Below are 24,845 nucleotides of genomic sequence, written 5' to 3' on the forward strand. Positions count from 1 at the left end.
CATGCCAACCATCTACAACAAACGACAGGATTTGGAGGGCTTGTGGGAAGTCTATGACGACGAGAGCGAGGAAGCCGTCGTAGTTGACGGTTTGCCGCTCTCCGGCCTGGATGAAATCGAAGCCGACGAAGCCATTAGGAAACTCAAGCGGGGCGAGGTGACCTCCGACAACATTCCGCCGACGGCTCAGTCTGGGTGGCCTCCGACCAAAGGCGGGATATGATGGTCAAACTGTCTTGACTCGAACCGAGAGCGGACTGTTTCAGAGTTTCAAGATCCAGACCCTGTAAGCCTGGTGTTCAGAACGCACTGGCAGCAGCGGTAACTATCTGCGCTAAACCCTGCTGTTCATCGGAGGACATTCGGCCCCAGCCAAGACGCGCTCGTATTCTTGGAGGATCGCGACAATCCGTGAGTCGCCGTACATTTCGGACCAAGCCCGTCGGATCAGCGCGAGCTAGGTTGCAGGGGCCACATTTCCGGTGCATTCTCGCTGTCGTCAATGACCGAACAGTATCTTAACCACCAGTTGGAGTGCCCTTATTGCCTGACAATAAGGCTGAGGATTCCGGCCGGCGCCGGTCCCGAGGACAGGATCGTTTGCGACGACTGTGGCGAATTCCTGGGTACATGGGATGATCTGCTTACCGATTTTGAGAAGCAGGGCGGACAGGATGGAGTGTTCCGTCTCGACAAGGGCCGTATCAGACGGATCGATTGAGCCGATTGCCCGGCGCGGGCCGATCGGGGGCGGGCCCGAAAGGCCGGCGCTGCGCCTGCGCTCGCCAGCGTAACCCTTTGCAGCACCTGCCAATGCGAACCCGGGGCATCGGAAAATTTCCAGCGGCTCGAATCATCAGGGAACTTGTGCCGGCCGGCGGGGTTATCGGACGCCTTCCTAGTTAGGGAGGCTAGCTCCAACCCCAGCGGGAGAAGACCATGCCAACTGCGAAGAAAGCCGCGAAAGCGACAACCAAGGGTCTTGAGGACCTGTTCCTCGACGGGCTCAAAGATCTTTACTACGCCGAAAAGAAAATCCTGAGGGCCCTGCCGAAAATGGCGAAAGGTGCGGAGTCGGAAAAGGTGACTGCTGCCTTCGAAAAGCATCGTATGGAAACGGAAGCTCACGTCGATCGCCTCGAGGAGGTGTTCGAGAAATTTGGCAAGGCAGCACGCGGCAAGACCTGTCCGGCGATCGACGGCATCATTGAAGAAGGCTCGGAAATCCTCGAAGAATATGAAGGTGCTCCTGCGCTCGATGCCGGACTGGTCGCAGCTGCGCAAGCCGTCGAGCATTACGAGATCGCCCGTTACGGTACTCTTATCGCCTGGGCAGAACAGATGGGAAAGGCCGATGTCGTCGCTCTTCTCAAAGCGACGCTCAAGGAAGAGGTCGCGACAGACGAAGCGCTGACGGGTCTGGGCGAGGGTGGTGTCAACGAACGTGCCCTTCAAGCGGCTGCGTAATTTCTAGGGCACCGGCTTGCGGTGCCCCGGCAAGGGATCGCCAGCGGCTCCGCTCCGAAGATGCAGGTACCTACCGTGCTTACCATCCGAGGTTCTTGACCCGCCTGACTGACCGGCAGTTGCAGGCAATTCGCCTGCAACTGCCAGGTTAGTTGACAATTCAGGCGCAACGCTGGGACTTAAATGGCTGGAATTGAAATCCATACAGGGCGCCAATGGCTTCAAGCTCACTGCCCAGATATAAGGGCAAGAGCAGGACGATGGATCCCGTGTTTGTGGATAGATTTCCTAGGTACAGTTATCTTGGTGCAGGCTCCGCCCGTTGACCCACCTTGAGGATCGGTGACCCTGCAATTGCTGTTACTGGGTGGCACGCGGCGCATTGGTGCTAGTGCTACGCATACGCGCTCGCGCCCACTGCGGTTGACGGGTGGATCCTGAAGCAACCAAAGTTACGGCTCTGAATCAACCAAAGATACGGCTCTGACAGCAGAGCATCGCCCGCCGGCTGTTTTATCGTTGGTCTAATCATTCGCATGGCCGTGAGTGGCGGAGCGACCGGTTAAGATAGCCCACCTCAATTCGCTCCGGCCTCACAGTCGCTAATCATACCGCGGGCCGTTGCCCGCCTTCCATGGTTCAGTCACTCTCGCCGCCGAGCTTTTTGACATTGCTGCAGAATTCAGGGTGGGTGTTGGCGGCGTTGGCGTTTGCCGCCTCGTCATCGCAGACTTTTGTCATTGCCATACGATCCTCGTCCGTCAGCGCTTTCCAAGCTGCCGTGAACTCGTCGTCGGACCGCAGGGTCGACATGCTAGAGTCTGTGTAAAACGGCCCCATCTTTGCGGGGTCATCCAAGGCAGACGTGCCTGAGTCGGCGCCTTGCGCGAGAGCAACGCCGCTTACCATAGAAAGCGCCATCGCGCCTAGACAGATCATTTTGTAGCTCATGTCAAGATCCTTCCGTTGTTACTGGTCGCAAATGCAACGACCTGCTGGCAAACGGCCTGTTTAAGAAAAGGTTCCTTTCTCACTTGCTTGTACGGCACTTGACCGGTGCTTCTACAACCCGGATGGCCATCGCCAAGAGCGCGCTTACCTCTATCCTAAACTGGGACGAAATCTGCTAGCGTTCCTTAATCGCTAATCACCAGCTACCATTGGCGTCGATCGAGCCGACGCCATGCCGCGCTCTTCTGTCGGCGAAGAAAGTGTAAGATGAAGCAGAGCGGTGTTGTCTTGCAAGAAGATGGCGCGCGGGCGACGCCAGTTCTCGGCTTCGATGTCCATATATGGCGGATCGCCCTCGATGCTCCAATTTCACAAATGGACCTGACCGCGCTTAGCCCAGCTGAATTGACCAGGGGCAGGCGGTTTGTGTTTGAGCGCGATCAACGGCGTCACTTGGCAGCTCATGCCGCCTTGCGCACTGTGCTGTCAGTTTACATCGGCCAAGCGCCAGAAAAGCTTGATCTGCGCCAGACCCCCGAAGGAAAGCCGGTCCTTGCAGACGGGCGTCTCGCCTTCAACCTTTCGCATTCTGGGGAGCTTGCCCTTGTGGCCGTGGCCGCCGCCGGGCAAGTCGGCGTGGATATTGAACTCGTCGCCCCACTGAGCGACGAGATGTCCATCGCCCGCTCTCTGTTCGCGCCCGGTGAAGTCACCCAGCTTGAATCCCTGACATCAGACGCCCGTCGCCTGATGTTCTACCGGTTTTGGACTTGTCGCGAAGCCTTGCTAAAGGCCGCAGGCGTCGGCCTCTCCGGAGTGGGACTTGAAATAGGCATGGAGGCGAACGGCGAGGCCTCTATCCTATCACCGCCTCTTGGGCTGATTGAGCCGACCAGGCTTAGTGAGTTCCGTCCAAGCGAACACCATGTGGCCGCCGTTGCATGGAGTGCACGCGGTCCGCAGGCGGCCGCACGTGTCTTCGACTTCGACAATACGGCTTGCCTTGACGCTTCAGCAATTGGACGTCGGCTAGCGCCTGCTATTAAGCCTAGCCCGGAAGATTGAGCGCACGGTGCTCCTCTTAAAAATAGTAAATCGGCTTAAAAAAGCAGTCGGATCGGCTTAAAAAGCAGACATATTGGCTTAAAAGCAGTCAGATCGGCTTAAAAGACACATCTTGCGACAAAGATGCTTGCCTGGTGAATTTGCGCTTGGAGCTTCCGCGAGGACATGCATTTAAATACACCGTGGGTTGTGCAACCTACGGTGCATAACTAGGCGGGGGTCTGGGCATGAACATTCATCGTGGGGGCGATGCGCCCCAGCACGTCATTGACTCTACGCAGCCAGTCGCGGTTATCGGGCTCGGTTGCCGGTTCCCTGGAGGGATTCAGGACGCGGAATCGTACTGGAACTTTCTCCTGGAGAAGAACTGCGGCATCGTTGATATCCCGGCGGACCGCTGGAACGTTGACGCCTTCTACGATCCGGAGCCCGATGCGCGGGGAAAGATGCGGACGCGCTGGGGCGGATTTCTTGCCAGCGATGTTTTCGGCTTCGACCCGAGTTTCTTCGACATGTCGCCCCGCGAGGTGACAACGATGGACCCGCAGCAGCGCCTGGCGCTGCAAGTGGCGTTCGAGGCCGTCCAGGACGCCCACCGCACATTGGCCGATCTGCGTAGCGCACGCACCGGTGTATTCCTTGGCATCTCGACCAACGATTTCGCGCAGAACCTTCGCCGCGGACGTGTCGGTGGCGGGGATATCTTTGCCGGCACGGGTTCGGCGTTCTCGATCGCAGCTAATCGAATCTCCCACCGATTCGATCTGAAAGGGCCGAGCATTGCCGTCGACACGGCATGCTCGTCGGCGCTCGTCGCCATCGACCAGGCAGTGCGTCACCTGAGCACGGGCACCTGCGACATGGCGCTGGCAGGCGGCGTCAACTGCATGCTCGATCCGGGTCCGTTCATCGCATTCTCCAGCGCCAATATGCTTTCGCCGACCGGCGGCATCTACACGTTCGACGAAAGGGCGGACGGCTTCGTTCGCGGCGAAGGCTGCGGCTTCGTATTGCTGAAGCCTCTCGACCGCGCAATTGCGGACGGCGACCGGATCTATGGGGTGATCCGTCATTCGATGGTCAATCAGGACGGATATACGCCAACCCTGACGTCTCCGAGTGGGGAAGCGCAGCAAGCGATGCTGGAGGCGCTCGTAGAAGGCGCTTCCATCGATCCGGCGGATGTCGACTATATCGAGGCTCATGGAACCGGCACGCCGGTCGGCGACCCGATCGAGGCCGCTGCCATCGGCCGCGTGTTCGGTGTGAATTCACGACCAAAGCCGGCCTATGTCGGATCGTTCAAGCCCAATCTCGGCCACCTCGAATCCGCTTCCGGTATCGCTGGTTTCATCAAGACCGTGCTGACGGCGAACCATGCCATCGTGCTGCCGAACCGGAATTTCGAGCGCCCGAACCCGAGCATTCCCTTCGACGCGCTAAACATCGCTGTAGCAACGAAGCCGACGCCAATCGACCATCACGGCCGACCGGCCCTGGCGGTGGTCAACTCCTTCGGCTTTGGCGGAACCAATGCCTCGATCGCCGTGGAAGGATGGCGGGGACTGTCGCCGAGCGTCAATCGCGCGCCAAGGCCGGTAATAGCCGGCCATCCGATAGCCGTCCCGATCTCGGCCGGCAGCACGGCGGGACTGGAGCTGTGGGCAGGCCGTCTGGCGGATGCTCTGGAGGAGGGGGGCTCCCTGGCGGAGACGCCGGTCGAAGACATCAACGCCCATTTGAGCAGCGCGCGCGATAACTTCGCCCAACGGGCCGCGCTTATCGTCGAGCCCGAGCGCACCGCGCTCCAGACCCAGCTGCGCGCATTGGCGAAAGGAGCCGTTGAGCAGAACGCGGAAGGGCCGACCATCATCACCGGCAGGGCCTCCTCCAACCGTCGGCTCGCCATCGCCTTCTCCGGCCAGGGCGGCCAGTGGTGGGCCATGGCGCGCCGCCTGTTGAAGGAAGACCGCGCGTTTCGCCGAACGGCCGAGATGTTCGACGAGGTGCTGCGTCCGATGGTCGGCTGGTCGACCGTCGAGGAGATGCTACGGGACGAGACAAAGACCCGTATCAACGATGCCGATGTCACGCAGGCTTCCATCTTCGCCACACAGATATCGCTCTACGAGCGCTGGATGAAGATCGGCGTGCGGCCTGAGCTTCTGATCGGTCACAGTTTCGGCGAGGTCGCGGCCACGTATGTTTCAGGCGTCATCGATCTCGGGACGGCGGCCCGCATCATCGCCAAACGCGGCGTCATACCGCTGAAAAGCGAGCGGCGCGGTGCAATGGCCACGATAGGGCTGACGGTCCAGCAGCTCGAGCCTTTCCTGCCCGACGACGAAAGCGTCGTCATTGCTGCCTATAACGGCCCGATCGCCCAGACGATCTCCGGCATGGAGGACGCGGTGCTTGGCCTGCTGGCCAAGGTCGCGGAAGCCTATCCCGACGCGACGGCCCGCCGCATGACCATGGATTTCGGGTGGCACAGCGCGCATCTGGAAGATTGCAAGGAATGGTTCCTCGGCGAACTTGGTCCGGTTGCCTGGAAGGAAGGCCGCCTGCCGATCATCTCGACTGTCACCGGCATATTCGAAACGAAGTTTGACGCTGACTACTGGTGGGCCAATTTGCGTCAACCTGTCAGCTTTACCAAGGCATTGGACTTCACCCTCGATTTCGGCATCAATACTTTCCTGGAAGTCGGTCCGCACCGCACGCTGACGCCGCTCATCCGAGGCATTTCGCAGGAACGTGGGGCAGACGTCGCCGCGGTGAACTCGCTCGATCGCAAAACTGATGATTTCTGGACGCTGGCGCGGGCCGAGGGCAGCCTGCACGTTGCCGGTGTCGAATTCCACCGGCCGAAACCATCGAGCGGTCGGTTGGCCATTCCCAACCTGCCCTGGAACAACCAGCGCCTGCTGAACACATCCGAGGAGACCAAGAGCTTCCTGTTCGAGGCGCCCCGGCACGCTCTGCTTGGATGGCGCGACTTCACGGCGGGACCGTCCTGGACGAACGAAATTACGCTCAGAGGCTTCAAATTCCTGGCTGACCACCGCGTCAGCGGCGACTGCCTGTTCCCGGCCGTCGGTTACATCGAAATCATGGGTGCCGCGCTGCGCGACCATTTCGGATCCGAGTCCGTAGAGCTGCGCGATTTCAAACTGTACGAAGCGCTTTCCATCGCCGAGGACGACGTCATACTGGTCACGACGACGTTCGATCCGATCGGTAGCAGGCTGCGCATCTCGACGCTCCATCGGGATTCGGAAGACGGCTGGAGGACGCGTGCCGAGGCCTATGGCTTCAGCCACAAATACGAACTTGCACCAGCTCCCGCTGACCTCCTGCAAGATCGCCCAAGCCTTGTCGAAAAGGCGGAATTCTACCGTCTGGCCGAACGGCACGGCCTTGAATACGGCCCATATTTCCAGTCGGTGAGCGCGCTCGATATTATCGGCGACCGCCTGGTTGCCAGGCTGTCGAGCAAGGATCCCAACCTGTCGAAGCAGTATTTCGCCTTTCCCGGACTGCTGGACGCCGTGCTCCAGGCCGGCATCGGCCTGGCTTCGCATAAAGACGGCGTGTGGGTTCCTGGTGAACCGCTGCCGCCGGCGAATGAAGACAAGGCCCAGTACCAGCTGCGCCTGCCGACCGGGGCGCGCAAGATCCTGCTGAGCTCCCCGATGACGCCCGACGTGATCGTCGACATCCAGCCGGGCCTCGATCCGTACTCGATGCGGTTCAGCGTATTCTCGCCGGAAGGGCAGCCGTTGATCGTTCTCGACAACCTGCAGACAAAGGCGCTGGGCAAGGTCAGGGGCGGCAGGACCCAACAGGGCGCCGGCTCCGTCTCCAGCGTTTTCGAGGAGCATTTCGAGAAGCAGGAAGCCAAACCCGCAGCACCCTCATTGCGTTGTGCTCACTGGCTGGTGGTGGGTGACGGAACGCAGCGCCTGGAAGCCACATTGGCCGAGTTGGTCAGCCGCGGAGTGACGGTCGAAGTCGCAAATCCCGCGCCGTTTTTGAATCTCGATGCGGATGAAGCGCTCGCCACGATCCGGGCATTCATGACCAAATCGGAGGGGAAGGGTGGCATCCTGTTCAGCGCCGCCGTCGCCGAGACGCTCGACGAAAAAGCAGGCGGGGACGCGCTTCTCGCCACGATTACGCCTGTCGTCCACCAGTTGATCACACTTGGAAAGGTCGTCGACCGGCTGCACAGCTCGTCCGAACCGCGGCCCGAACTGGTTGTCTTCACGTCCGGCAGCCGGCTCATGCAAGGTGACCAGCCGATGAGCCTTTCCGGCCTGAGCGAGAGCGCCTTGATCGGTATTTCTCGCACAATGGCAAACGAATTCAAGGGTTTGAGCATCCGTCTTATCGATGCGGATGCCAGGTCGCTGCAGTCAGGGGTAACGACTTCGGACGCCGTGCTGGAGGAAACCGCAGAAACGGAATTCGTCCTGCGCGGCGCCGAACGCTATGTCCCGCGTTTGGAACAATTGGCTTTGCACGAAGTCGCGCCGTCGCGGCGGACGCTGGAGACCGCGCGGGATTCTTCCAACTTCGCCGTCACCATGACGGGACCCGGCACCATAGACAATATCGTACTGCGCGAAATCGCCGATCCCGAATTGGCGCCGAACGAGGTCATGGTCGAAGTCGCCGCGGTCGGCCTGAATTTCCGCGACATTATGGCGGCTACCAGCATCCTGCCGGACGAGCTGGAGAATGACGAGGCGTATTGGCGCAATCTCGGGCTGGAGTTCGCCGGGACCGTTCGCAAAGTCGGTGATCGGGTGACCAATCTCAAGCCCGGCGATCGCATCATGGGCATGGGCAAGGGCTATCTCAGACGCTTCGCCAAGATCCGGGCGGATCTCGCCATGCGCGTGCCCGACGGCATCGATCTGATCGAGGCCGCGACCCTCCCGACAGCCTTCCTTACCGCTCACTACGCTCTCACGCATATCGGCAGATTGGCGGAGGACGAAACCGCGCTCATCCATCTGGCTTCGGGTGGCGTCGGCCTCGCCGCCATCCAGGTCGCGCATGACGTGGGCGCTCGAGTCTTTGGCACTGCCGGCAGCGACACGAAACGCGCCTTCCTGAAGAAACGGGGCGTGGATGAGGTCATGAACTCGCGCGCCCTCGATTTCGCCGACGAGGTGCGTTCCCTGACGCGCGGCCGCGGCGTCGACGTGGTGTTGAACGCGCTGTCTGGCAATGGCATCGACAAGAGCCTGGAATGCCTGGCGCCGTTCGGCCGCATGGTCGAGATCGGCAAGCGCGATCTCGCCGACGACAAGCCGATCGGACTTCGCTCGCTCTATCGCAATAACGCCTATTCGGTCATTGATCTCTCGACGCTTCCCGTGGAGAGGGAGAAACTCTTCAGGCAATTGCTGGCGGAGGTGGAGGCAAAGGTTGCCGCCGGGGCTTACAAGCCGCTGGAGGCGAGCCGTTTCCCGGCATCACGTGCTGCGGAAGCCATGCGCATGCTTTCGCGAGCGCTGCACATCGGCAAAGTGATCGTCACTTTCGACGAACCTTCCGTGGACATCGAACTTGACCTCGCCGCACAGTTCGCCGTCTCCGCTCAGGCCTCCTATCTCGTCACCGGTGGACTCAAGGGCTTCGGCGTCGCGATCGCCGATTGGCTGAGTCAAAAGGGCGCGGGAACCATCATCCTTGCCAATCGAAGCGGTGTTCCCGATGCCGAAGCGGCTGCAGCCATCGATATCATGGAGCAACGCGGCACGCGGATCGTTCGCGCGGCTTTGGACGTGACCGATGCAGCAGCCGTCGACAGGCTGATCGGGGAACATGCTGCGGGAGAGGCCCCACTGCGCGGCATCGTGCATGGCGCTGCGGTGATCGAGGATGCCTTCGTCTCGCAGCTCGATGCAGGCAAGATCGACCGCGTGCTGCGGCCGAAGATAGCCGGCGGATGGAACCTGCACGTCGCCGTCGTCGAACATGATATTCCCCTCGACTTCTTCGTGAATTTCTCCTCGATCGCGCAGGTTATCGGTTCGTCGGGGCAGGCCAACTATACGGCCGCCAACTCTGTTCTGAACGCAATCGCCACGTATCGCAGAGGTCGCAACTTGACTGGCTCCTCCACGGCCTGGGGCATGATCGCCGGCAGTGGATTCGTCGCCAGGTCGGAAGCAATGACCAATTATCTCGACAGCGTCGGCATCAAGCCGGTGCAGGATTCCGAGGCGGCGGCAGCCTTGTCCTATCTGTTGCGCGCCAGATCGGAGAACCTCGGCTTCGCCCATATCGACTGGGCCGCGATCGCACGTACGAACCCGGGCGCAGCGACGAACCCGAGGATTTCGCCGCTGCTTGGAGACAGAACCGGAGGGCGGTCTCGCATTCAGGCCGAGCTGGCCGCCGCGCCACGCGAGGCGTGGGACGACTTGCTTGCGGACATGATCCGGCGCGAGGTGGCGAAAGTCCTGAAGGTCGAGGCAAGCGCCCTGGCTGATGACCGCAAGCTCAGCGAACTCGGTCTCGACTCTCTGTCGTCGTTCGAGCTGAAGAACCGCGTCGAGGCCCAGGTCGAAGTCGACATCCCTGTCGCCAAGTTCCTGCAGGCGCCGACGATCGCGGGGCTCGCCCGTCTCGTCGCGTCCGCCTTTGAGGCGAAGCTCAAGGCGTCCGCGTTGCTGATCTCGGCCGCACAAGTGAGTTCCGACGGCGCTGTAGTGCAGGAAGCCTTCCGGCCTCTTGGCCGCCAGGTCCATGCGATGATGCTGGATGGACGGCCGATGTCGTCGGCCGTCGCAAAGGCCGACAATCAGATCCTGGTCGAGACGAGCATCGCGCCTGGCGTGTCGCTGGCCACGCTTGCGTCAAGACTGGCTCGACTGGTCGAGATCCACGATGCGCTCCGGATGACGGGTGCGACATCGGCGTCCGGCGCGGTGGAGATCGGCTTCGAGGCCCAACTTGTTGTTGAAGTGCTTTCGCCGGGCGGTCGTTTGGGCGATGTCGCGCTCCCTGGTCCGCTGTGGCGCATCGGTGCGTGGCAGCGACAGGATGGCGGGCACGAGCTGCAAGTCCGGGCTCATCGCGCGGCTGCCGACGCTTTGTCGGTTCATCTTCTGATCGCGCTGCTCGCGCAAGACGAGGAGGAAGCGGTCGATGCCAGGCCCAGTTTTGCCGACCATGCACGCGGGGTCCATCCGATGCCTGGATCGAGCGAGTATCGTCGCGATCTCGCCTACTGGAAGGAGATCCTTCACTACGCGCCTGCGATCGTACCGATACCCGCCCGCAGTCGCGCCGCGTCTCCCGCCGGTATGGGATCGAACCGGGGCCGTGTCGGGCTGCTGGAGATCACGCTTCCCGCCGCAGCGTTCGCGCCGAAATCGGAGCTGCCGGCCGCGCGCTTCCTGACCGCCTATGCCAAGACCTTGGCAAACCGCTTCTCCCGCCGGTCATTGGTTGTCGACCGCTGGTATATCGAGCGCGGGGAGGGGACACCAAACGGATTGATAGGCCCCCTGGATGGGTCTTATCCGGTTGTCCTGCGAGCCATGGATGAACCCGGTTACGATCTGCTCAGGAAGGTCGAGCGTGCCGACGCAAACGGTCACGCGCACCGGTCAATGGATACGTCGTCCCTGGAACTGGCGCTCGAAGAGGACCTGCGCGTTCGCCATATTTCGCTGCGCCAATTCGGCTTCGCTTTCCTCGATGGGAGCCAAGTTACCGCGCTCGCCCCTCTCGACCATCCTCTCGACGCGGTCGCCGCATCCGCGCACGAGATCCAATTGTCCGCAGCGGTCTGCGAAGCCGCTGTTGTCTGCCGGCTGACGGTGGATCTCGACGTCGTCGAGGAAGCAACGGCGCGGTTGCTGTTCGATGAGTTTCTCGGCGAGCTTTCCTCCCAGCTTGAAACGTCAGCCCCCCTGGTACCCGACGCAATGCTCTGGAGGGTGCGCGAGTGGTCTGGCCAGCCGAGTGCGAGCGCGGATGTCGAGCGCTCGCCGCTCGAGGGCGTGCCCAACGTAGAAAGAGAGATTGCGGTGACCAGCACGCAACTGGGGTTGCTGCGTTTCCAGGACCATCCGGACGCGACTTCGCATGCCCGTGCCGCGTTCCTGGTGAGCAAAGAGTTCAAAATCCGGCCGCAGATGGACGCCGACCGTCTCAGGCGAGCGATCGAAACGATCATGGCGCGCCACGAGGTGATGCGTACCCGGTTCTTCCGCAAGGGGGCTGGATACGGCGCTTATCTGGAAAGGACGCCGACGGAGTTCTTCAGGGTCGAGCAAGTTGCCGATGAGGCCGAAGCAATGGAGCGCGCAACGGAACTTGCGCAGGAGCGCATAGACATTGAGGCACCGATGTTCCGCGTCACCGTCATCCGGTTCGGCTCCGAGAGCGACCTAATCGTCGCCAAGGCACATCATCTCGTCGTTGACGGCTATTCTCTCGGCCTCATCATCGAGGAGACAGTCAAGGCTTATCTCGGCCTGCCGCTTGATCCCGTGGAAATGAGCATCGACCGGTTCATCCGGGATTTTGACCATGTCGGAAAACCCGGCTCGTTCGAACGGCGCGACGCATTCCTGCGCAAGGTATTCGCCGAGCCCTTGCCGGATATTCCCAATCTCGGGCGCAAGGCGAAGGGCCGGCGGACGAATGTCAATCTGGTCGATTGCAGCCTCGGCGAGGGCGTGACGCTCTCGATACCCGGCGACCAGCAGGATGTGCTGCGCAAGCGTGCCAGGGCAGCCGGCACGACGGAAACGGCCATGATCATCGCGGCCTTTGCACACACCATTGGTGCGCGAGGTGGCGTGGATGATATGGTCCTGCAGATCCCAGCTGCTTTGCGCCACGACCGGAGGCTGGAGAACTACGTCAACTTCGTCGCCTCGGACGTGCCCGTACGCGTGCGTCTGTCCCGGTACGAGACGCTCGAAGCACTCGCCGTTTCCATCGGAGAAGGGATCGACGAGGCCATCCAATTCGCGCCCTTCATGGATTCGAATTATTTCGGGGACGTTCATGACTATGTCGTGGCCAAGGGGTCCTACACCTCCCTCTTCGTCGTCGGCGCCCAGACGGTCGAACGATGGACGCAGGCCACGCAGTCGGCCCCGCTTCAAAGGGCCAATGCAACCGGCGAGCTCGACCTCGGCATGTTCAAAGTAACGCCCCTGCCTGACATGCGGCGAGAAAAGCCACGCACCAGCGAGCTAGACCTTCGTACCTATCCGAGCGGGACCGGTCTTGGCCTGTTCATGGCATACGATCTGCTTGGCTATGACGATGCTGAGGCGCATGACATTCTGCGGGAGGTCATCGCACGGCTGGTGGCCGGCCAATCGACAGTCGATGCCGTTGAGCAGGCGGCGGTGTAGTATTGCGCAATTCTTGGGTTGACGGGGCCGGCCGAAGCCGGTGCGGGTAAAGTCACGTGGTTCGCTTCATCTTAATCTTGTTTGCCGTTCTGGCGGCAGTCGGGCTATTTTCCGGATGGTACATCTGGCCCGCTCAGGTTGAGTCCTATGTCGCCCAGCAAAGGCTGATCGCGCGCGAGATCGCCGGTCCTGGCCTGCTTGGCGCGACCAATCAGGTTGTCGTGACGGCACGGATCCAGGCGTTCCTGGCCGAGGTCCGCGTCGACCGGAATGACGAAGTGAAGACAGGCGACGTACTCGCCACCCTCAACGCGACCGAACTCGAATACCAGCTCGCCGCCGCGGTCGCCAACGACCGGGCCGCTGCGGAGAGTGTGCGCGAGGCCGAGCTCGAGCGCGACCGGCTGGCCATCGCCGCCGGCACCGCTCAGGCCGATCTGGGGCGCAGGAAGCTGCTGCTGGCCAGCAAGTCGATTTCCAAATCTGAGTTTGACCTCGTCGAGGGCACCCAGAAGCAGGCTGAGGCCGCGTTGGCGCGAGCGACTGTTACCATCGAGCGTGCAAAGGCCCAGGCCGCGGCCGCGACCGCCGAGGTCGAGCAACTGCGGAGCCGCGTCGGCGAAACCTCCATACGCTCCCCGGTTGACGGTGTCGTGGTTTCCCGCAGTCGTACAGTCGGCGACCTGCTTTCACCGGGCGTCGAACTGATGCAGATCGTCGATCCAAAATCATTGCTGGTCTTTGCACGCTTCGATGAATCCGCAATGGGGTCGCTTCGGCCTGGGCAGGTCGCGAAGGTCACGTTCTCATCGAATCCGCAGCGGCCCTATGCCGCTTCGATCCTGCGGATCGGCCGGCAGGTCGACCAGGAGACGCGTGAGTTCACAGTCGATCTGAAACTGGACGAGGTGCCTGCGAACTGGGCGGTTGGGCAGCGTGCGAGCATCATCATCGAAGCGGAATCGCCATCGCCGGGCATCGCCGTGCCACAGCGTTTCCTAGCCAGGAACCAGGGGCGGGTGGGTCTATGGGTTGCCCGCGAAAGCCGGGCCTTTTGGGCGCCCGTTTCACTGGGCTATTCCAGCGGTACCGATATCGAGATCACGCGCGGCCTGAAAGTCGGGGATGTGGTGCTCAGTCCGACAGGCCGCTTCCAGTACCAGGCGGTCAACATACAGGTATCAGGCGGGTGAACCTCGCGATCAAAGATATCAGGCACAACCTGTTGAGGTTCATCCTGACTGTCTTCGGCGTTGGCCTGCTGATGGCGGCGACGATCGGCATGCTGGGCATGTATCGCGGCATCGTCTACGAAGCACTCATCGTGATCGATGGCATTGGTGCCGACCTCTGGGTCGTCGAAGGGGGAAAGTCCGGGCCGTTCGCCGAATCCTCCGCCGTTCCGGCCAATCTCGATCGCCGCGTGGCCGGCGTGGCCGGCGTTGCGGCAACGCGGCGGTTCATCCAATACAATCAGCAGTTCGATGTCGACGGGGCCCCCCTGCGCATGTCAGTCACCGGAGTGGATTATCCAAGCGACAGTGGTAGCTGGATACCGTTGATCGCAGGCCGCCACGTCCAATCGAATCGTTACGAGGCCATAGCGGACAAAACTCTCGGCTTGGCTGTTGGCGACGAGATCCGGCTTGGACGGGATAGCTATACGATTGTCGGCGTGTCTACCGGGCAGGTCGACATGGGTGGCGACGGTCTACTGTTCGTCACCATCCCGGACGCGCAGGTCATCAATCAGCTCCTTCCAAGCGAAGCGATCCTCCTCAACCGCGCCGCCAAGGGCAAGACCCGCATGGGTCTGGGCGACGATACCGGTAGTGTCGCCGCAGTGATCGTCGAAACTCTCCCGGGCGCTGATAAGGAGGTCGTGCGCGATGCGATCAGGCGCTGGGGTGATGTCGAGGTCCTGACTCAACAGGACCAGGAAACGCTTCTACTGGACGGCCGCCTCGGCAAGCTCCGCGTCCAGATCCTGGCTTTCACGACGATGACGCTGCTCATCTGCTGCGCCGTCATAGCGCTGACCATCTATACGATGACGATCGAGAAGGTCGCGCAGATAGCGCTTTTGAAGCTGATTGGCGCTCGCGACCGGGTGATCATCGGCATGATCGCGCAGCAGGCGGGGTTGATCGGCTTTTGCGGCCTCGTTCTGGCCATCGCCATCTCGTTCACGATCTATCCGAGGTTCCCGAGAACCGTGCTGATCACCGAATCCGACCTTGGCGTGTTGTCGCTGGTGCTCATGGCGCTAAGCCTTGCGGCCAGCTGGTTTGCGATCCGTCGCGCGCTCGCCGTCCGTGCCCAGGAAGTGCTGGCCTGATGTCGCAGCGCCGCCTCGCCACATTGGAGGTCCGCAGCGCAAGCAAAGTCTATGAGAGCGGCGGCTCTCCTGTCACCGCGCTGGCTGAAGGTTCGCTGACCTTGAGCCCCGGCGCCGTCAGCGGCATCGTCGGCCCCAGCGGCTCGGGCAAGACGACACTGCTGATGATCGCCGGCCTGCTGGAGGCTCCGACTACGGGAGAGGTTCTGTTCGACGGCAAGGTGATTTCGCGTCCCGGTGCTAAGCTCAACGAGCTGCGGACCTTCAGGCGGACCCATCTTGGCTTTGTATTCCAGAAGGCGAATTTGATCCCTTTTCTCACGGCGGCCGAGAACGTCGCTATCGCCATGCAGGTCAACGATGTCGGCCGGCAGCAGGCGCAGGTGCGAGCCGCCAGGCTGCTCGATGCGTTGGGCATGGGACATCGCGGCTCCAACTATCCGTCCCAGCTTTCCGGCGGCGAGCAGCAGCGCGTTTCGATCGCAAGGGCCCTGGCTAATGATCCAACCGTCATTCTGGCCGACGAACCCACCGCTGCGCTGGATGGTACGCGGGCGGAGATGGTGATGAAGGTCTTCAGGCATCTGGCGGACAGTCGCAATGTCGCGATCTGCGTTGTGACTCACGATACGCGCTGGATGACTTACTTCGATTCGACGCTCGAACTCGAAGACGGCCGAGCACGGAGGTAGACACCCGCCGCTGCAAATGACCGAAGTCCAGACACGCCGGCATTTGGTAGTGGGTTAGTTTGAAATCTGCGAAACGCGAAATAGGCGTTCCCACAATTTCGGCGCTGTTGATCAGAGACAACCACGACGGTGGAAATGCATGGCCATTTGAAGCTTTCCTGCTTGCGAGATATCGGGTTTTCCGAGTGGGACCCAATAGGCTTGCTCGCGAAAGGCGAGGTTTGGGACCATAAGCCCTTCGCAGATGAGTATGACCCGTATCTACTTGAGGCGGCAAGGCGGCTTCGCCGAGACTGGATCGTAGACGACGCTGTCGAATTTCTCATGAAGATCGAATGCGATCATATGGGACTAGGTCTGAGAGCAACTTCTCGCCCGCGCGCAGAGGCCACTGCTAAAGCGATCCGTGCTTATTTAGATAGTGTTGACGGGACGATTTCAAACTGACCCACTACCCGGCATTTCGGCTTGCTGCATTGTCGGCCAAGCCCTCAAACCATCCTATTCTCACGTCATTACCGCCTTTGCCGCATTTACAGGCCGAAAATCGCGTAGAACTGTCTAGACGCGATCGGCCCCATCTAAATGACCGCGCCGCCGTTTGAGGTGTAAAGCATGAGCTGAATTGCGGATGTGACGCCATTTTGCCGTTACGCCTGAAATGGGAAGCGCGGCGGTCCGCTGAACAAGAGCTATGCATCAGGCCGGGTGAATGGAACATCTGCCGACGATTGCCGTTGATATGCTCGTCAGGCGAAAGGGCTGCATATGTCAAAACTTCAGGCGGCAACTCCAGAGCATTTGCAGCGGCTCAAGCTCGAAGCGTCTGCTTATTTTGGTCCGAAAGTGCTCCACGAAGCATTATTGCGTCTTTGCCAGGCTTGCGGAAGCGATAGCCTTGACCGGTTCGAGAAGACTATGGTCGATCAGATCGAGGCAATGAATGATGAAAGGGCAGATTTCGAGACAATGAAGGAATTTGCCATCGAACAGCTTTACGCCTGCGTTCGAGAGGTCAGTTGTTCACCGAAAATGAAACAGCCGCTGGAGGAAGCAGAAACCCGAAGGACACTTGGTCGGTCGGAAGAGCCAAAAACCTTGGAAGACCAGTTGCAGGCCGGACTTGAGGATTCCTTTCCCGCGAGTGACCCGCCGGCCGTGGTGTCCACAGCGATCTCCGGCGGGGCGAAAAAGCTGGTCGGGACTGACGAAGTCCTGAAAAAGCAGCGAGAGGAAGCGACTAAGAACAACGCCCGGTCATAGACGGCCCAGTAAGAGCGGCGCGGATGCTTCCGCCCGCATGGTCGCCGGGGTTCCCGTCTACCATGCAAACAGATGGCCAGCATGCACCCGCGTCAGAGCTTGACGGCCGCCTCCCGCGCCCAAAGCCGCAACTTCCGGCAGGCCTGGACAAATTCCTCAGCCGCCTCTTCTGATTCCAGCCTTATCAGTCCTTCATCCGCATCCGCCTCGACACCTGCCCTGGCCAGGAGTGGCTCGGCTTGCGGCGTGAACCCGATGAATTTGCAATGCGCGAAGGCATCGGAAACGAAATCCTTCGCCGCGGCTTCCTTGGCCAGCAGTTCGGCGCCCGGTTCTGACAACATAAGCACGACCGCGTCGAACAGGACCGATGGTCCGCCGTCGATCATGTGCCTCGCTTCGATTTGCGTGCCGTCGGCCGCACTTACGCCGCCGACCTTTGCGGCGACAACCTCCATCACCGCGCCTTCCGTTTCGATCGCGGATCGGAGTTGCTCGAACATCGCGGCATCCATGCCGTCGCTGACCAACACGCCAACCTTGCGGCCTCTGAAGCTCTCCGGTCCGTTTTTGATGATGCTGAGCGCCGGAGATGGCTCCAGGTCGTCTCGCGGCGGCACGGCAGCGTTTGCCGGATTGGGCATCTTTGGAATGCCAAGCTTGTCGGCGACAGTGGTCGCCAGAGCCTCGTCGACGTTCAGCAGATGGGAGACCATTCGTTCGCGGATTGCCGGTGTTTGGACCTTGCTCAACTCGAATGTCAAAGCCATCGCGATGTGGCGTTGTTCCGGAGGCGTCTGGCTGTTGAAGAACTGCCTCGCCTGGCTGTAGTGGTCGGCGAAGCTTTCCGCCCGCAGCCGCACTTTCTGGCCCTCCTCGGCATCGGCAAAGGAACGGAAACCGCGCTGGGGTTCTTCGCGCGGACCCATGCCCCACGAATTTGGCTCATAATTGGCACGGCCTACCGGATTGCGCATGGCCATGTGTCCATCCTGTTGAAAATGAGCGAACGGGCATTTCGGTGCATTGATCGGAAGGTGGGTGAAATTCGGGCTGCCCAGCCGTTTCAGCTGGGTATCGAGATAGGAAAAGTTGCGTCCCTGCAGCAGCGGGTCATTGGAAAAATCAATGCCGGGGGGCACGTTCTGCGTCATGAACGCAACCTGTTCGGTCTCGGCGAAGAAATTATCCGGCATGCGATCCAGGACCAGTCGCCCCACGGGGATCGGCTGGAGGATCTCTTCGGGAATAATCTTGGTGGCGTCGAGGACGTCGAAATCGAAGCTGTCCGCAAAGTCCTGATCGAAGAGCTGTACGGTAAGTTCCCATTCAGGGAAGTTGCCGGACTGGATCGCCTCCCATAGGTCGCGGCGATGGAAATCCGGATCGGCGCCATTGATTTTGACCGCTTCGTTCCAGACTACCGACTGCATGCCAAGCTTTGGTTTCCAGATGAATTTGACAAAGGTGGATTCGTCGTCCGCGTTGACGAAGCGGAAGGTGTGGACGCCGAAGCCCTGCATGAAGCGGAAGGAGCGCGGGATCGCACGATCTGACATGATCCACATGATCATGTGCATCGATTCCGGCATCAGGCTGATGAAGTCCCAGAAATTGTCATGCGCAGTTTGGGCCTGCGGGAAATCGCGGTCCGGTTCCTGCTTGGCGGCATGGATCAGATCGGGAAACTTGATCGCGTCCTGGATGAAGAAAACCGGGATGTTGTTGCCGACCAGATCCCAATTGCCTTCCTTGGTGTAAAGCTTGACCGCGAAACCGCGCACGTCGCGGGCCAGGTCGAACGAGCCCTTGTTGCCGGCGACTGTCGAGAAGCGCACGAAAACCGGCGTCTTTTCGCCAGCACGCTGAAAAATGTCGGCGCGCGTGTATTTAGCGAGCGATTCATAGGTTTCGAAATAGCCGTGTGCCCCGTAGCCGCGAGCATGCACGACCCGCTCGGGTATCCGCTCGTGATCGAAATGGAAGATCTTGTCACGGAAGTGGAAATCCTCGATCAGCGATGGCCCACGCTCGCCGATCTTCAGAGTGTTCTGATCGTCCGAGACAGGCGTTCCGAGCGCAGTGGTGAGGACAGGGGTCTCGCCTTCCGCCGTTTGGTGAAACTCACCGCCGTTTCCACGCTCGACATTTTGGTCGCGACTGCTTGCAGGCTGAGTTTCTGAACGCTGCCGGGACTGGGCCATGGTTTATCGCTCCTCGATGGATGAAGGCCGGAACCACCGGCTCAGGGCGTCGAACTGCCGATGCGCAGCTTTGTTCCAGCAAAAGACTGGCGCCTTTGCTTGCGGAACAATGGCGAATCGCCGTCGCTGGCTGCCCACTGCGGGCGGACCCTGGCAGTGTTCTAATCGGGGGGCCTCACTGCAACAGAACTCGGCCGCACAGAGACGGGTGTGCGTTCGCCCAATCCAAGATTTTCTAGCGACTTATTTCGACGTCCGGAACGAACCCAACCTTCATGCATTTAGCTAGGTCTGCGTGCATCAACTTATTCTTGCTGGGAGCTGGACCATTGTCCTCGAGGGGCTACGCCTTGGCCAACCAGGAAACGGATGACGTTTCCATCGTTGACCTGATACCTGCCTTGCGAGCCTTCGCCCGCACCTTCTGCCGTGTTCCTGACGATGCTGATGACCTGGTCCAGGAGACGTTGACCAAAGGGCTCGCCAACATCGATAAGTTCGAGCCCGGAACGCGTATGAAGTCATGGCTCTTCACCATCATGCGCAACACCTATTATACGCGCATTAAGGCCGCCGACAGGGAAAAACCCGGCCTGCTTGACTGCGCCTCTTCGATCCCGATTTCGGAAGCGACGCAGGAATGGACCGTTCAGAGCAAGGAAGTCTCTAGCGCGGTCCAGAAGCTGCCGGAACATCAGCGCGAGGTCCTGATGCTGATCGGCGTGCTTGGCGTCAGCTATGAAGAAACTGCCGAAATATGCGGTTGCGCGGTGGGAACGGTAAAAAGCCGCCTTAACCGAGCGCGCGCCAGCGTGCTGGAACACCTCGGCGAAAGTTCGTTGCAGACATTGGTAGAAAGACGCAATCACCTGTCCGAAGCACAGGGAAACTTGGCAGTCGACAGGCGTCGATAGCTATTCCACTTTCTTTGCTTTGCATCGACGCTTCTCGACAAGCGCGTTCTGCAGTTGGACCGCAAGGTTGGTCAGACGGTCGGGGACCTTTTCCTGCTCGATGGCAGTCAGCAGAGATGCAATCTTCCGGTCTATTGCCAGCCGGAGTTGCGGGCTGATGGTATCGTCGCTTGAGCGAGACATAGTGTTCTCTTAACGAATTGGTCCCTTCACCAGTGTGGTGACAGCAATCAGCGTTTGCAAGGATTCACGCGCCGTCCTCGCCGTCAGCGCCGTCCCTTGCACAGCATTGTTTCGAAGCCGCTAATCTCGTCGGGGAAGCCTATGCTTTCCCCTCCCTCTCCCCCGGCAATGTTGCCGGGTGCGCTCGATAATTCGACTCTCGCGACCTCTGCTGCCACTGGTCATGATTCGCGTTAGCGGTTGCAACAGTCAGTCTTGAGAGAGCCGATCCGCGGCGTGATACTGATCGGAATTGATCCGATTGCCGTCGAGCCGGCGTCGCTCGGTGTGCTGCTTCCTAGGCTCTGTCCTGACAAAGCCGCGTTTCCTCGACCTTGTCCTTGGCCAAATCGGTCATCGCGCCGGCGCCGGAGCCTTTTCCTGACGGCAGAGGGTGATGTCTACCGCCGGATGCCATCTAGTCCTCCTTCGGATTGTGGGCACTCACAGGTGCCTTTTCTATTTGACGCCCGAACAATCATTGGGCCGTAATGTTCCGTCGGATGCAGAAAGAAGAAATGCATTGCCATCCCACAGCCGGAACGGCTTCTCGCCGGCAACCACGACCTGCATGCCGTGGGCTTCGGCGAGGCGGTGAACATCGGCACGATCCAGCGCCGGCGATCCGCGATAGGAGTAATTCAGAAGTGCTGCCATGCCTGACGTTTTCAGAACACGCGCAATTTCCTTGAAATGCCGCTCCGCCAGGCCAGCCAGTACCAGATAGGGGAAACTGTCGACAGCCAGCACGCAATCGAAGCTTGCGTTGCCGAAATCGGCAAGATCGAGACCAGAGGTCGGCCGCAGTTCCACATTGCGCAGCTTGGCACATCGCTCTCGAGCGATCGAAATCATTTTCGAAGATATGTCGATGCCGACGACCCGGTGCGCCGCGCTGGAGAGCGCGCTTTCGAAACGCCCGATGCCACAACCAATGTCCAGTATGTCCCGATCGGCGCCGGTGAAGCCATGCCTTTCCAGCCATTCGACGATCTCATCGGTAGCGGCTGAAAGCCTCTCCTCGTCGCCCAGGGAGGACAGTTGCACGCTTGCAGGCAGGGAAATCATCGCCGCCGCATCGAACCCGGCGGCAAGCCGCTCGACGACAGCGGCATCCGTTTCCTCCTCATTACGCTCGTGGCGAACGGCCGCACCTGTTTCACGCAGCATGGCAAAGACGTCAGGCCGGTGACGAAGCAGGTCGGCGACCCGCTCCAGTCTGTCTCGTTTTCGAAGGTCGGCCGAATGCACATCCAGCGCCAAATCAGCCAATTCTGCGGCATCGATCCCCGTCGCGAAGCGAAGCGCCAGTCTGGCGATGATGGCTTCGACGCAGGCGCCGTCGGCAATGCACTCATCGAGCACCATTCTTGCTGTCGAGGCCTGTGACGATGATTTTCGTCCGGTCGTGCTCATTGAGCGATGCTCCGCGTCCAGACCTTTCGCATTGTCCATTGGTCGACGGCGCCCCAGCCATATTTATAGGTTTCCTGGCCGCGCAGAAAGTCGAACTCCCGCGCCCCTTCACGAGCCGCCTCGGCAATCGCGTGACCAATGAGGATTGCGCCGGGACTTTCCTCGGCGTAGGCCGGATCGAAACCGCCAAGATAGGCGTAGGCGCGGTGGCGATGGTGAAATCCGTAATAGGCCCCGACCATCGCATCATCGATAGCAACAAGCCAGCATCGCACAAGGCCCTGCGCGGCAAGCAGTGGAAGCGCCTGTCGATGGAATTCTTCCGCAGCCGGGTCGGCCAGAACGCCGTCGCCATGTCCGGCCCAACGCGCGCCGTGAAGGCGGACCAGGTGATCGAAGAATGCTTTGGGATCGGCTTGCGCCGGCATGATGGAAACGCAGCCGCGCCTGCATGCGGCTTTATGTGCGCGGCGCAACTGGCGTCTTCGCCGCGCGGGAACGCAGACCGCCAGCGCCTCGTCCCCGGCAATAGAGAGCACGGGACAAGCAGCGTGATCGACGAGTTGACCCGCCTCCAGTGCAGGGTGCGTTATGGCGAGACCCGCGGCACCCGCCGGTAGGTCCGGGAAAATCCATTGCGACCAATTGATCGCAAGAGCCCGGTCGGCGATGACGGCGGCGACAGCCGCTTCGATGCCGGGGAAACACAGGACATCCAGATAGTCGCTCAACGAAATCCCGACCGGAAGCAGTTTCGAACCGGAAGTTGTGTGTTCTAGATAAAGCGGCGCCAATCCCACCAGATCGTCGCCACGCCAGACGGCGATCGTCGCCAGTTCTCCGGGCGCGAATGTGCGCCACCACGGCACCAGCCAGGCGGGGCATTGAAACGGCGTCGCCGTCCGGCTGTGCGCCCAGAGCTCCCGCCAGCGCGGCGCCAGGGCCTCAAGGGCGGCCGGATCGTCGATGATCTCGGAGCGGAGCATGAAAACCGCTCACTGCACCGCCGCGAGGCGCCTGCGGCCGGCACCAAGCTCTGCCAGCGCATGGTACGCGTCCATGTAAGACGAAATCATTTGGTCGAGCGAAAAGCGCCGCCGCGCCTCGGCCCGGCATATCTCGGCATCCAGGCGGGATGCTGCGACTATGGCTCCCGCCATCTCATGGACGTCATTGACCAGAAAGCCCGTCCTGCCGTGTTCGACCACGCCCGGCAGCGCGCCGTTTGGAAAGGCGACAACCGGCGTGCCGCAGGCCATCGCCTCCATCGCGACAAGCGAACTGGTTTCTGCGGCAAGGCTGGGAATGACCAGGCATCGGGCGGCATTGAGAAAGCGCCGTTTGGCGGTGAAGCCGAGCGGACCGAGGAAGCGGCGCTGCTGGTCGAGGCGCGGCTGGACTTCGTCACGAAAGTACAGAGTGTGCGTTTCATAGGGGTAGACCTTGCCGCCGATGACCAGCGGCACACCAGCCTGTTTGGCCGCATCCAGTGCAAGATGGATGCCCTTTTCCGGGCAGATGCGGCTGAGCACCAGCGCGAAGTTGCGCTTGGACTGCCGACCGCTCAGCGCGTCGATATCGACGCCGTTTGGAATGGGCGCAACCAGTTTCGCACCCGGCGGCGCGGTCCTCTGTTGGGCCGCCGAGACGGCGTGCAGCCATAGATCGTCACGGATTGGGCGCAAAGCATCGGACGGATACCAATCGAGCGGCAGGTGCAGGCTTACAAGCGTCGGGCCATGGCCAGGCAGATAGGCATCGAAATCGATGCCGTGCAGATGAACCACGTCGATCGGCCAACGGGCGCGTGCGACATCTATCGCTGCGCGGTGGGAGCGCTGGGCCCGTTTTTTCGCCGCATCGTCGAGCACGCCTGGTTCTGCAGGTGTCTCGATGAGGACGCCCGCTGCTTTGGAGCCCTGGCAACCGATCACGATGGAGCCGTGTCCCGCGCGCACGAGTGCCTGGTCGAGCATCGACAGCACCTGCTCGGCACCGCCAACCGCATCGGGGCCGACTGGCGCGAGAGGGTAGGCGACGTTCAGGACGGTGAGGGTCATGGCCGGCCGAGCCCAAGCTCCTCATGTGCAGCGGCCGCGGCGTGGAGCCAAACCGCCGGTTCGAAGCCGAGCGGCAGCGCCTCGTAATAAAGCTTGCCGTTGTTCGGCAGCGCCAGGAAATCATAGGTGGGCGCCACCCGGAAACGTTCGACGCGCGCCGTAAACGGCGCCAGCGTCCGTTGCTGTGTCCGGTGGCAGGCCAGCATGCACTGCTTCCGTTCGAAGGCCGCTTCCGTAAGGTGGAGTTCGATGCACTCACCGCCGGGATCGCCGTTGAAGTCCTGGAGGACTGCGCCCTCAGGTCCGGCGCAATAGAACGCCATTTCGACGATGGCCGGCGCCGGGCGTCCATCGCGGCGCAGCAAATGGCAGGCCGCATGTACGGCAAAGGCGGTCGCGTCATGATCGGGGTGACCGCCTTCATAAGGATGCGTACAGACGAAACTGACATCGCGATCGGCCAAAAGGCCGGTCAGCTCCCGTGCGAGCGAGCCAAGATTCCCGGCGGCTTGTTTGTCGGGATAACCGAGGCTGATCATGGCCGTCGACGGCAATTCCGCTGCCGCCAGCGCCGTCTCCAACTCCCTATGGCGGGCCTCGGCGTAGTCCTGCCAAGTCTCGAAGCCGTACGCTCGCGCGTCATCAAGGTCTCGCGGCGCGCCGTCAGTGACATGCACAATGCGAGATCCGCGCAATCCGGCAAGATGTCCGCCGATGCCGATAGTCTCGTCATCCGGATGCGCGACAACGATCATAATTTCAGCACCGTCAGAGCCGTGCGGGGCAGCGCCTGTCAACAGGGCCGCGAATTCGGCAAGCGTTCCGGATCTGTCAGGTGCGTGTTGCATTGCTCAC

17 protein-coding genes are annotated in these 24,845 nt (G+C 60.9%); 10 read left to right on the forward strand and 7 right to left on the reverse strand.

Annotation, left to right across the window (positions count from 1 at the left end; translation table 11 throughout):
- Nucleotide 1 precedes the first annotated feature (1 nt).
- The 3 genes from ACWUKX_RS07230 (at nucleotide 2) to ACWUKX_RS07240 (ending at nucleotide 1,467) form a co-directional block, all read left to right on the forward strand.
- Nucleotides 2–223, forward strand: a complete 222-nt coding sequence (locus tag ACWUKX_RS07230) for a hypothetical protein (RefSeq protein WP_456005277.1) — start codon at nucleotides 2–4, stop codon at nucleotides 221–223.
- A gap of 279 nt (nucleotides 224–502) precedes the next feature.
- The gene (locus tag ACWUKX_RS07235; protein ID WP_456005280.1) at nucleotides 503–721 is read left to right on the forward strand and encodes a hypothetical protein; all 219 of its coding nucleotides are present in this window, start codon (nucleotides 503–505) and stop codon (nucleotides 719–721) included.
- Between the two features lie 218 nt (nucleotides 722–939).
- Complete coding sequence (locus ACWUKX_RS07240; RefSeq protein ID WP_456005282.1) at nucleotides 940–1,467, forward strand: YciE/YciF ferroxidase family protein; 528 nt, start codon at nucleotides 940–942, stop codon at nucleotides 1,465–1,467.
- A 639-nt stretch (nucleotides 1,468–2,106) separates the two neighbouring features.
- Here the strand turns inward: ACWUKX_RS07240 and ACWUKX_RS07245 are convergent.
- Complete coding sequence (locus ACWUKX_RS07245; RefSeq protein WP_456005284.1) at nucleotides 2,107–2,418, reverse strand: hypothetical protein; 312 nt, start codon at nucleotides 2,416–2,418, stop codon at nucleotides 2,107–2,109.
- Nucleotides 2,419–2,685: 267 nt separating this feature from the next.
- On the opposite strand from ACWUKX_RS07245, the gene ACWUKX_RS07250 reads away from it, so the two are divergent.
- The 6 genes from ACWUKX_RS07250 (at nucleotide 2,686) to ACWUKX_RS07275 (ending at nucleotide 17,174) form a co-directional block, all read left to right on the forward strand.
- Nucleotides 2,686–3,483 (forward strand): 4'-phosphopantetheinyl transferase family protein, encoded by a 798-nt coding sequence (locus tag ACWUKX_RS07250; protein ID WP_456005286.1) that lies wholly within the window; start codon nucleotides 2,686–2,688, stop codon nucleotides 3,481–3,483.
- Nucleotides 3,484–3,710: 227 nt separating this feature from the next.
- Entirely contained in the window at nucleotides 3,711–12,881 is a 9,171-nt protein-coding gene (locus ACWUKX_RS07255; RefSeq protein WP_456005288.1) for an SDR family NAD(P)-dependent oxidoreductase, read from the forward strand.
- A gap of 56 nt (nucleotides 12,882–12,937) precedes the next feature.
- A complete protein-coding gene (locus ACWUKX_RS07260; RefSeq protein ID WP_456005290.1) occupies nucleotides 12,938–14,074 on the forward strand; it encodes an efflux RND transporter periplasmic adaptor subunit in 1,137 nt (378 codons plus the stop codon).
- Nucleotides 14,071–15,219, forward strand: a complete 1,149-nt coding sequence (locus tag ACWUKX_RS07265; RefSeq protein WP_456005421.1) for an ABC transporter permease — start codon at nucleotides 14,071–14,073, stop codon at nucleotides 15,217–15,219. The genes ACWUKX_RS07260 and ACWUKX_RS07265 overlap by 4 nt, the downstream gene beginning before the upstream one ends.
- Nucleotides 15,219–15,911 (forward strand): ABC transporter ATP-binding protein, encoded by a 693-nt coding sequence (locus ACWUKX_RS07270; protein ID WP_287160170.1) that lies wholly within the window; start codon nucleotides 15,219–15,221, stop codon nucleotides 15,909–15,911. The genes ACWUKX_RS07265 and ACWUKX_RS07270 overlap by 1 nt, the downstream gene beginning before the upstream one ends.
- 768 nt (nucleotides 15,912–16,679) lie before the next feature.
- Nucleotides 16,680–17,174 (forward strand): hypothetical protein, encoded by a 495-nt coding sequence (locus tag ACWUKX_RS07275; protein ID WP_456005292.1) that lies wholly within the window; start codon nucleotides 16,680–16,682, stop codon nucleotides 17,172–17,174.
- A 92-nt stretch (nucleotides 17,175–17,266) separates the two neighbouring features.
- Here ACWUKX_RS07275 and katE read toward each other — a convergent pair whose 3' ends face one another.
- Nucleotides 17,267–19,378 (reverse strand): catalase, encoded by a 2,112-nt coding sequence (katE, locus tag ACWUKX_RS07280; RefSeq protein ID WP_456005295.1) that lies wholly within the window; start codon nucleotides 19,376–19,378, stop codon nucleotides 17,267–17,269.
- A gap of 350 nt (nucleotides 19,379–19,728) precedes the next feature.
- On the opposite strand from katE, the gene ACWUKX_RS07285 reads away from it, so the two are divergent.
- Nucleotides 19,729–20,292 carry a sigma-70 family RNA polymerase sigma factor gene (locus ACWUKX_RS07285; RefSeq protein WP_029356161.1) on the forward strand — a complete coding sequence of 188 codons (564 nt, stop codon included), beginning with the start codon at nucleotides 19,729–19,731 and terminating at the stop codon, nucleotides 20,290–20,292.
- Here the strand turns inward: ACWUKX_RS07285 and ACWUKX_RS07290 are convergent, their stop codons facing one another.
- The 5 genes from ACWUKX_RS07290 to ACWUKX_RS07310 all read right to left on the reverse strand — a co-directional run bounded on the left by ACWUKX_RS07290 (nucleotide 20,293) and on the right by ACWUKX_RS07310 (nucleotide 24,838).
- The gene (locus ACWUKX_RS07290; RefSeq protein ID WP_029356162.1) at nucleotides 20,293–20,475 is read right to left on the reverse strand and encodes a hypothetical protein; all 183 of its coding nucleotides are present in this window, start codon (nucleotides 20,473–20,475) and stop codon (nucleotides 20,293–20,295) included.
- A 498-nt stretch (nucleotides 20,476–20,973) separates the two neighbouring features.
- A complete protein-coding gene (locus ACWUKX_RS07295; protein ID WP_456005298.1) occupies nucleotides 20,974–21,930 on the reverse strand; it encodes a class I SAM-dependent methyltransferase in 957 nt (318 codons plus the stop codon).
- Nucleotides 21,927–22,916 carry a GNAT family N-acetyltransferase gene (locus ACWUKX_RS07300; protein WP_456005301.1) on the reverse strand — a complete coding sequence of 330 codons (990 nt, stop codon included), beginning with the start codon at nucleotides 22,914–22,916 and terminating at the stop codon, nucleotides 21,927–21,929. The genes ACWUKX_RS07295 and ACWUKX_RS07300 overlap by 4 nt, the downstream gene beginning before the upstream one ends.
- 9 nt (nucleotides 22,917–22,925) lie before the next feature.
- Complete coding sequence (locus ACWUKX_RS07305; RefSeq protein ID WP_456005303.1) at nucleotides 22,926–23,990, reverse strand: glycosyltransferase; 1,065 nt, start codon at nucleotides 23,988–23,990, stop codon at nucleotides 22,926–22,928.
- Nucleotides 23,987–24,838, reverse strand: a complete 852-nt coding sequence (locus ACWUKX_RS07310; RefSeq protein ID WP_456005305.1) for a PIG-L deacetylase family protein — start codon at nucleotides 24,836–24,838, stop codon at nucleotides 23,987–23,989. The genes ACWUKX_RS07305 and ACWUKX_RS07310 overlap by 4 nt, the downstream gene beginning before the upstream one ends.
- Nucleotides 24,839–24,845 lie beyond the last annotated feature (7 nt).

It is taken from the genome of Mesorhizobium sp. f-mel (genome assembly GCF_053850215.1).

What these genes read in the sequence shown, in the direction of transcription:
- ACWUKX_RS07230 (WP_456005277.1), top strand. Translation starts at nt 2, where the DNA reads ATGCCAACCATCTACAACAAACGACAGGATTTGGAGGGCTTGTGGGAA.
- ACWUKX_RS07235 (WP_456005280.1), top strand. Translation starts at nt 503, where the DNA reads ATGACCGAACAGTATCTTAACCACCAGTTGGAGTGCCCTTATTGCCTG.
- ACWUKX_RS07240 (WP_456005282.1), top strand. Translation starts at nt 940, where the DNA reads ATGCCAACTGCGAAGAAAGCCGCGAAAGCGACAACCAAGGGTCTTGAG.
- ACWUKX_RS07245 (WP_456005284.1), bottom strand. Translation starts at nt 2,418, where the DNA reads ATGAGCTACAAAATGATCTGTCTAGGCGCGATGGCGCTTTCTATGGTA.
- ACWUKX_RS07250 (WP_456005286.1), top strand. Translation starts at nt 2,686, where the DNA reads ATGAAGCAGAGCGGTGTTGTCTTGCAAGAAGATGGCGCGCGGGCGACG.
- ACWUKX_RS07255 (WP_456005288.1), top strand. Translation starts at nt 3,711, where the DNA reads ATGAACATTCATCGTGGGGGCGATGCGCCCCAGCACGTCATTGACTCT.
- ACWUKX_RS07270 (WP_287160170.1), top strand. Translation starts at nt 15,219, where the DNA reads ATGTCGCAGCGCCGCCTCGCCACATTGGAGGTCCGCAGCGCAAGCAAA.
- ACWUKX_RS07275 (WP_456005292.1), top strand. Translation starts at nt 16,680, where the DNA reads ATGTCAAAACTTCAGGCGGCAACTCCAGAGCATTTGCAGCGGCTCAAG.
- katE (WP_456005295.1), bottom strand. Translation starts at nt 19,378, where the DNA reads ATGGCCCAGTCCCGGCAGCGTTCAGAAACTCAGCCTGCAAGCAGTCGC.
- ACWUKX_RS07290 (WP_029356162.1), bottom strand. Translation starts at nt 20,475, where the DNA reads ATGTCTCGCTCAAGCGACGATACCATCAGCCCGCAACTCCGGCTGGCA.
- ACWUKX_RS07295 (WP_456005298.1), bottom strand. Translation starts at nt 21,930, where the DNA reads ATGAGCACGACCGGACGAAAATCATCGTCACAGGCCTCGACAGCAAGA.
- ACWUKX_RS07300 (WP_456005301.1), bottom strand. Translation starts at nt 22,916, where the DNA reads ATGCTCCGCTCCGAGATCATCGACGATCCGGCCGCCCTTGAGGCCCTG.
- ACWUKX_RS07305 (WP_456005303.1), bottom strand. Translation starts at nt 23,990, where the DNA reads ATGACCCTCACCGTCCTGAACGTCGCCTACCCTCTCGCGCCAGTCGGC.
- ACWUKX_RS07310 (WP_456005305.1), bottom strand. Translation starts at nt 24,838, where the DNA reads ATGCAACACGCACCTGACAGATCCGGAACGCTTGCCGAATTCGCGGCC.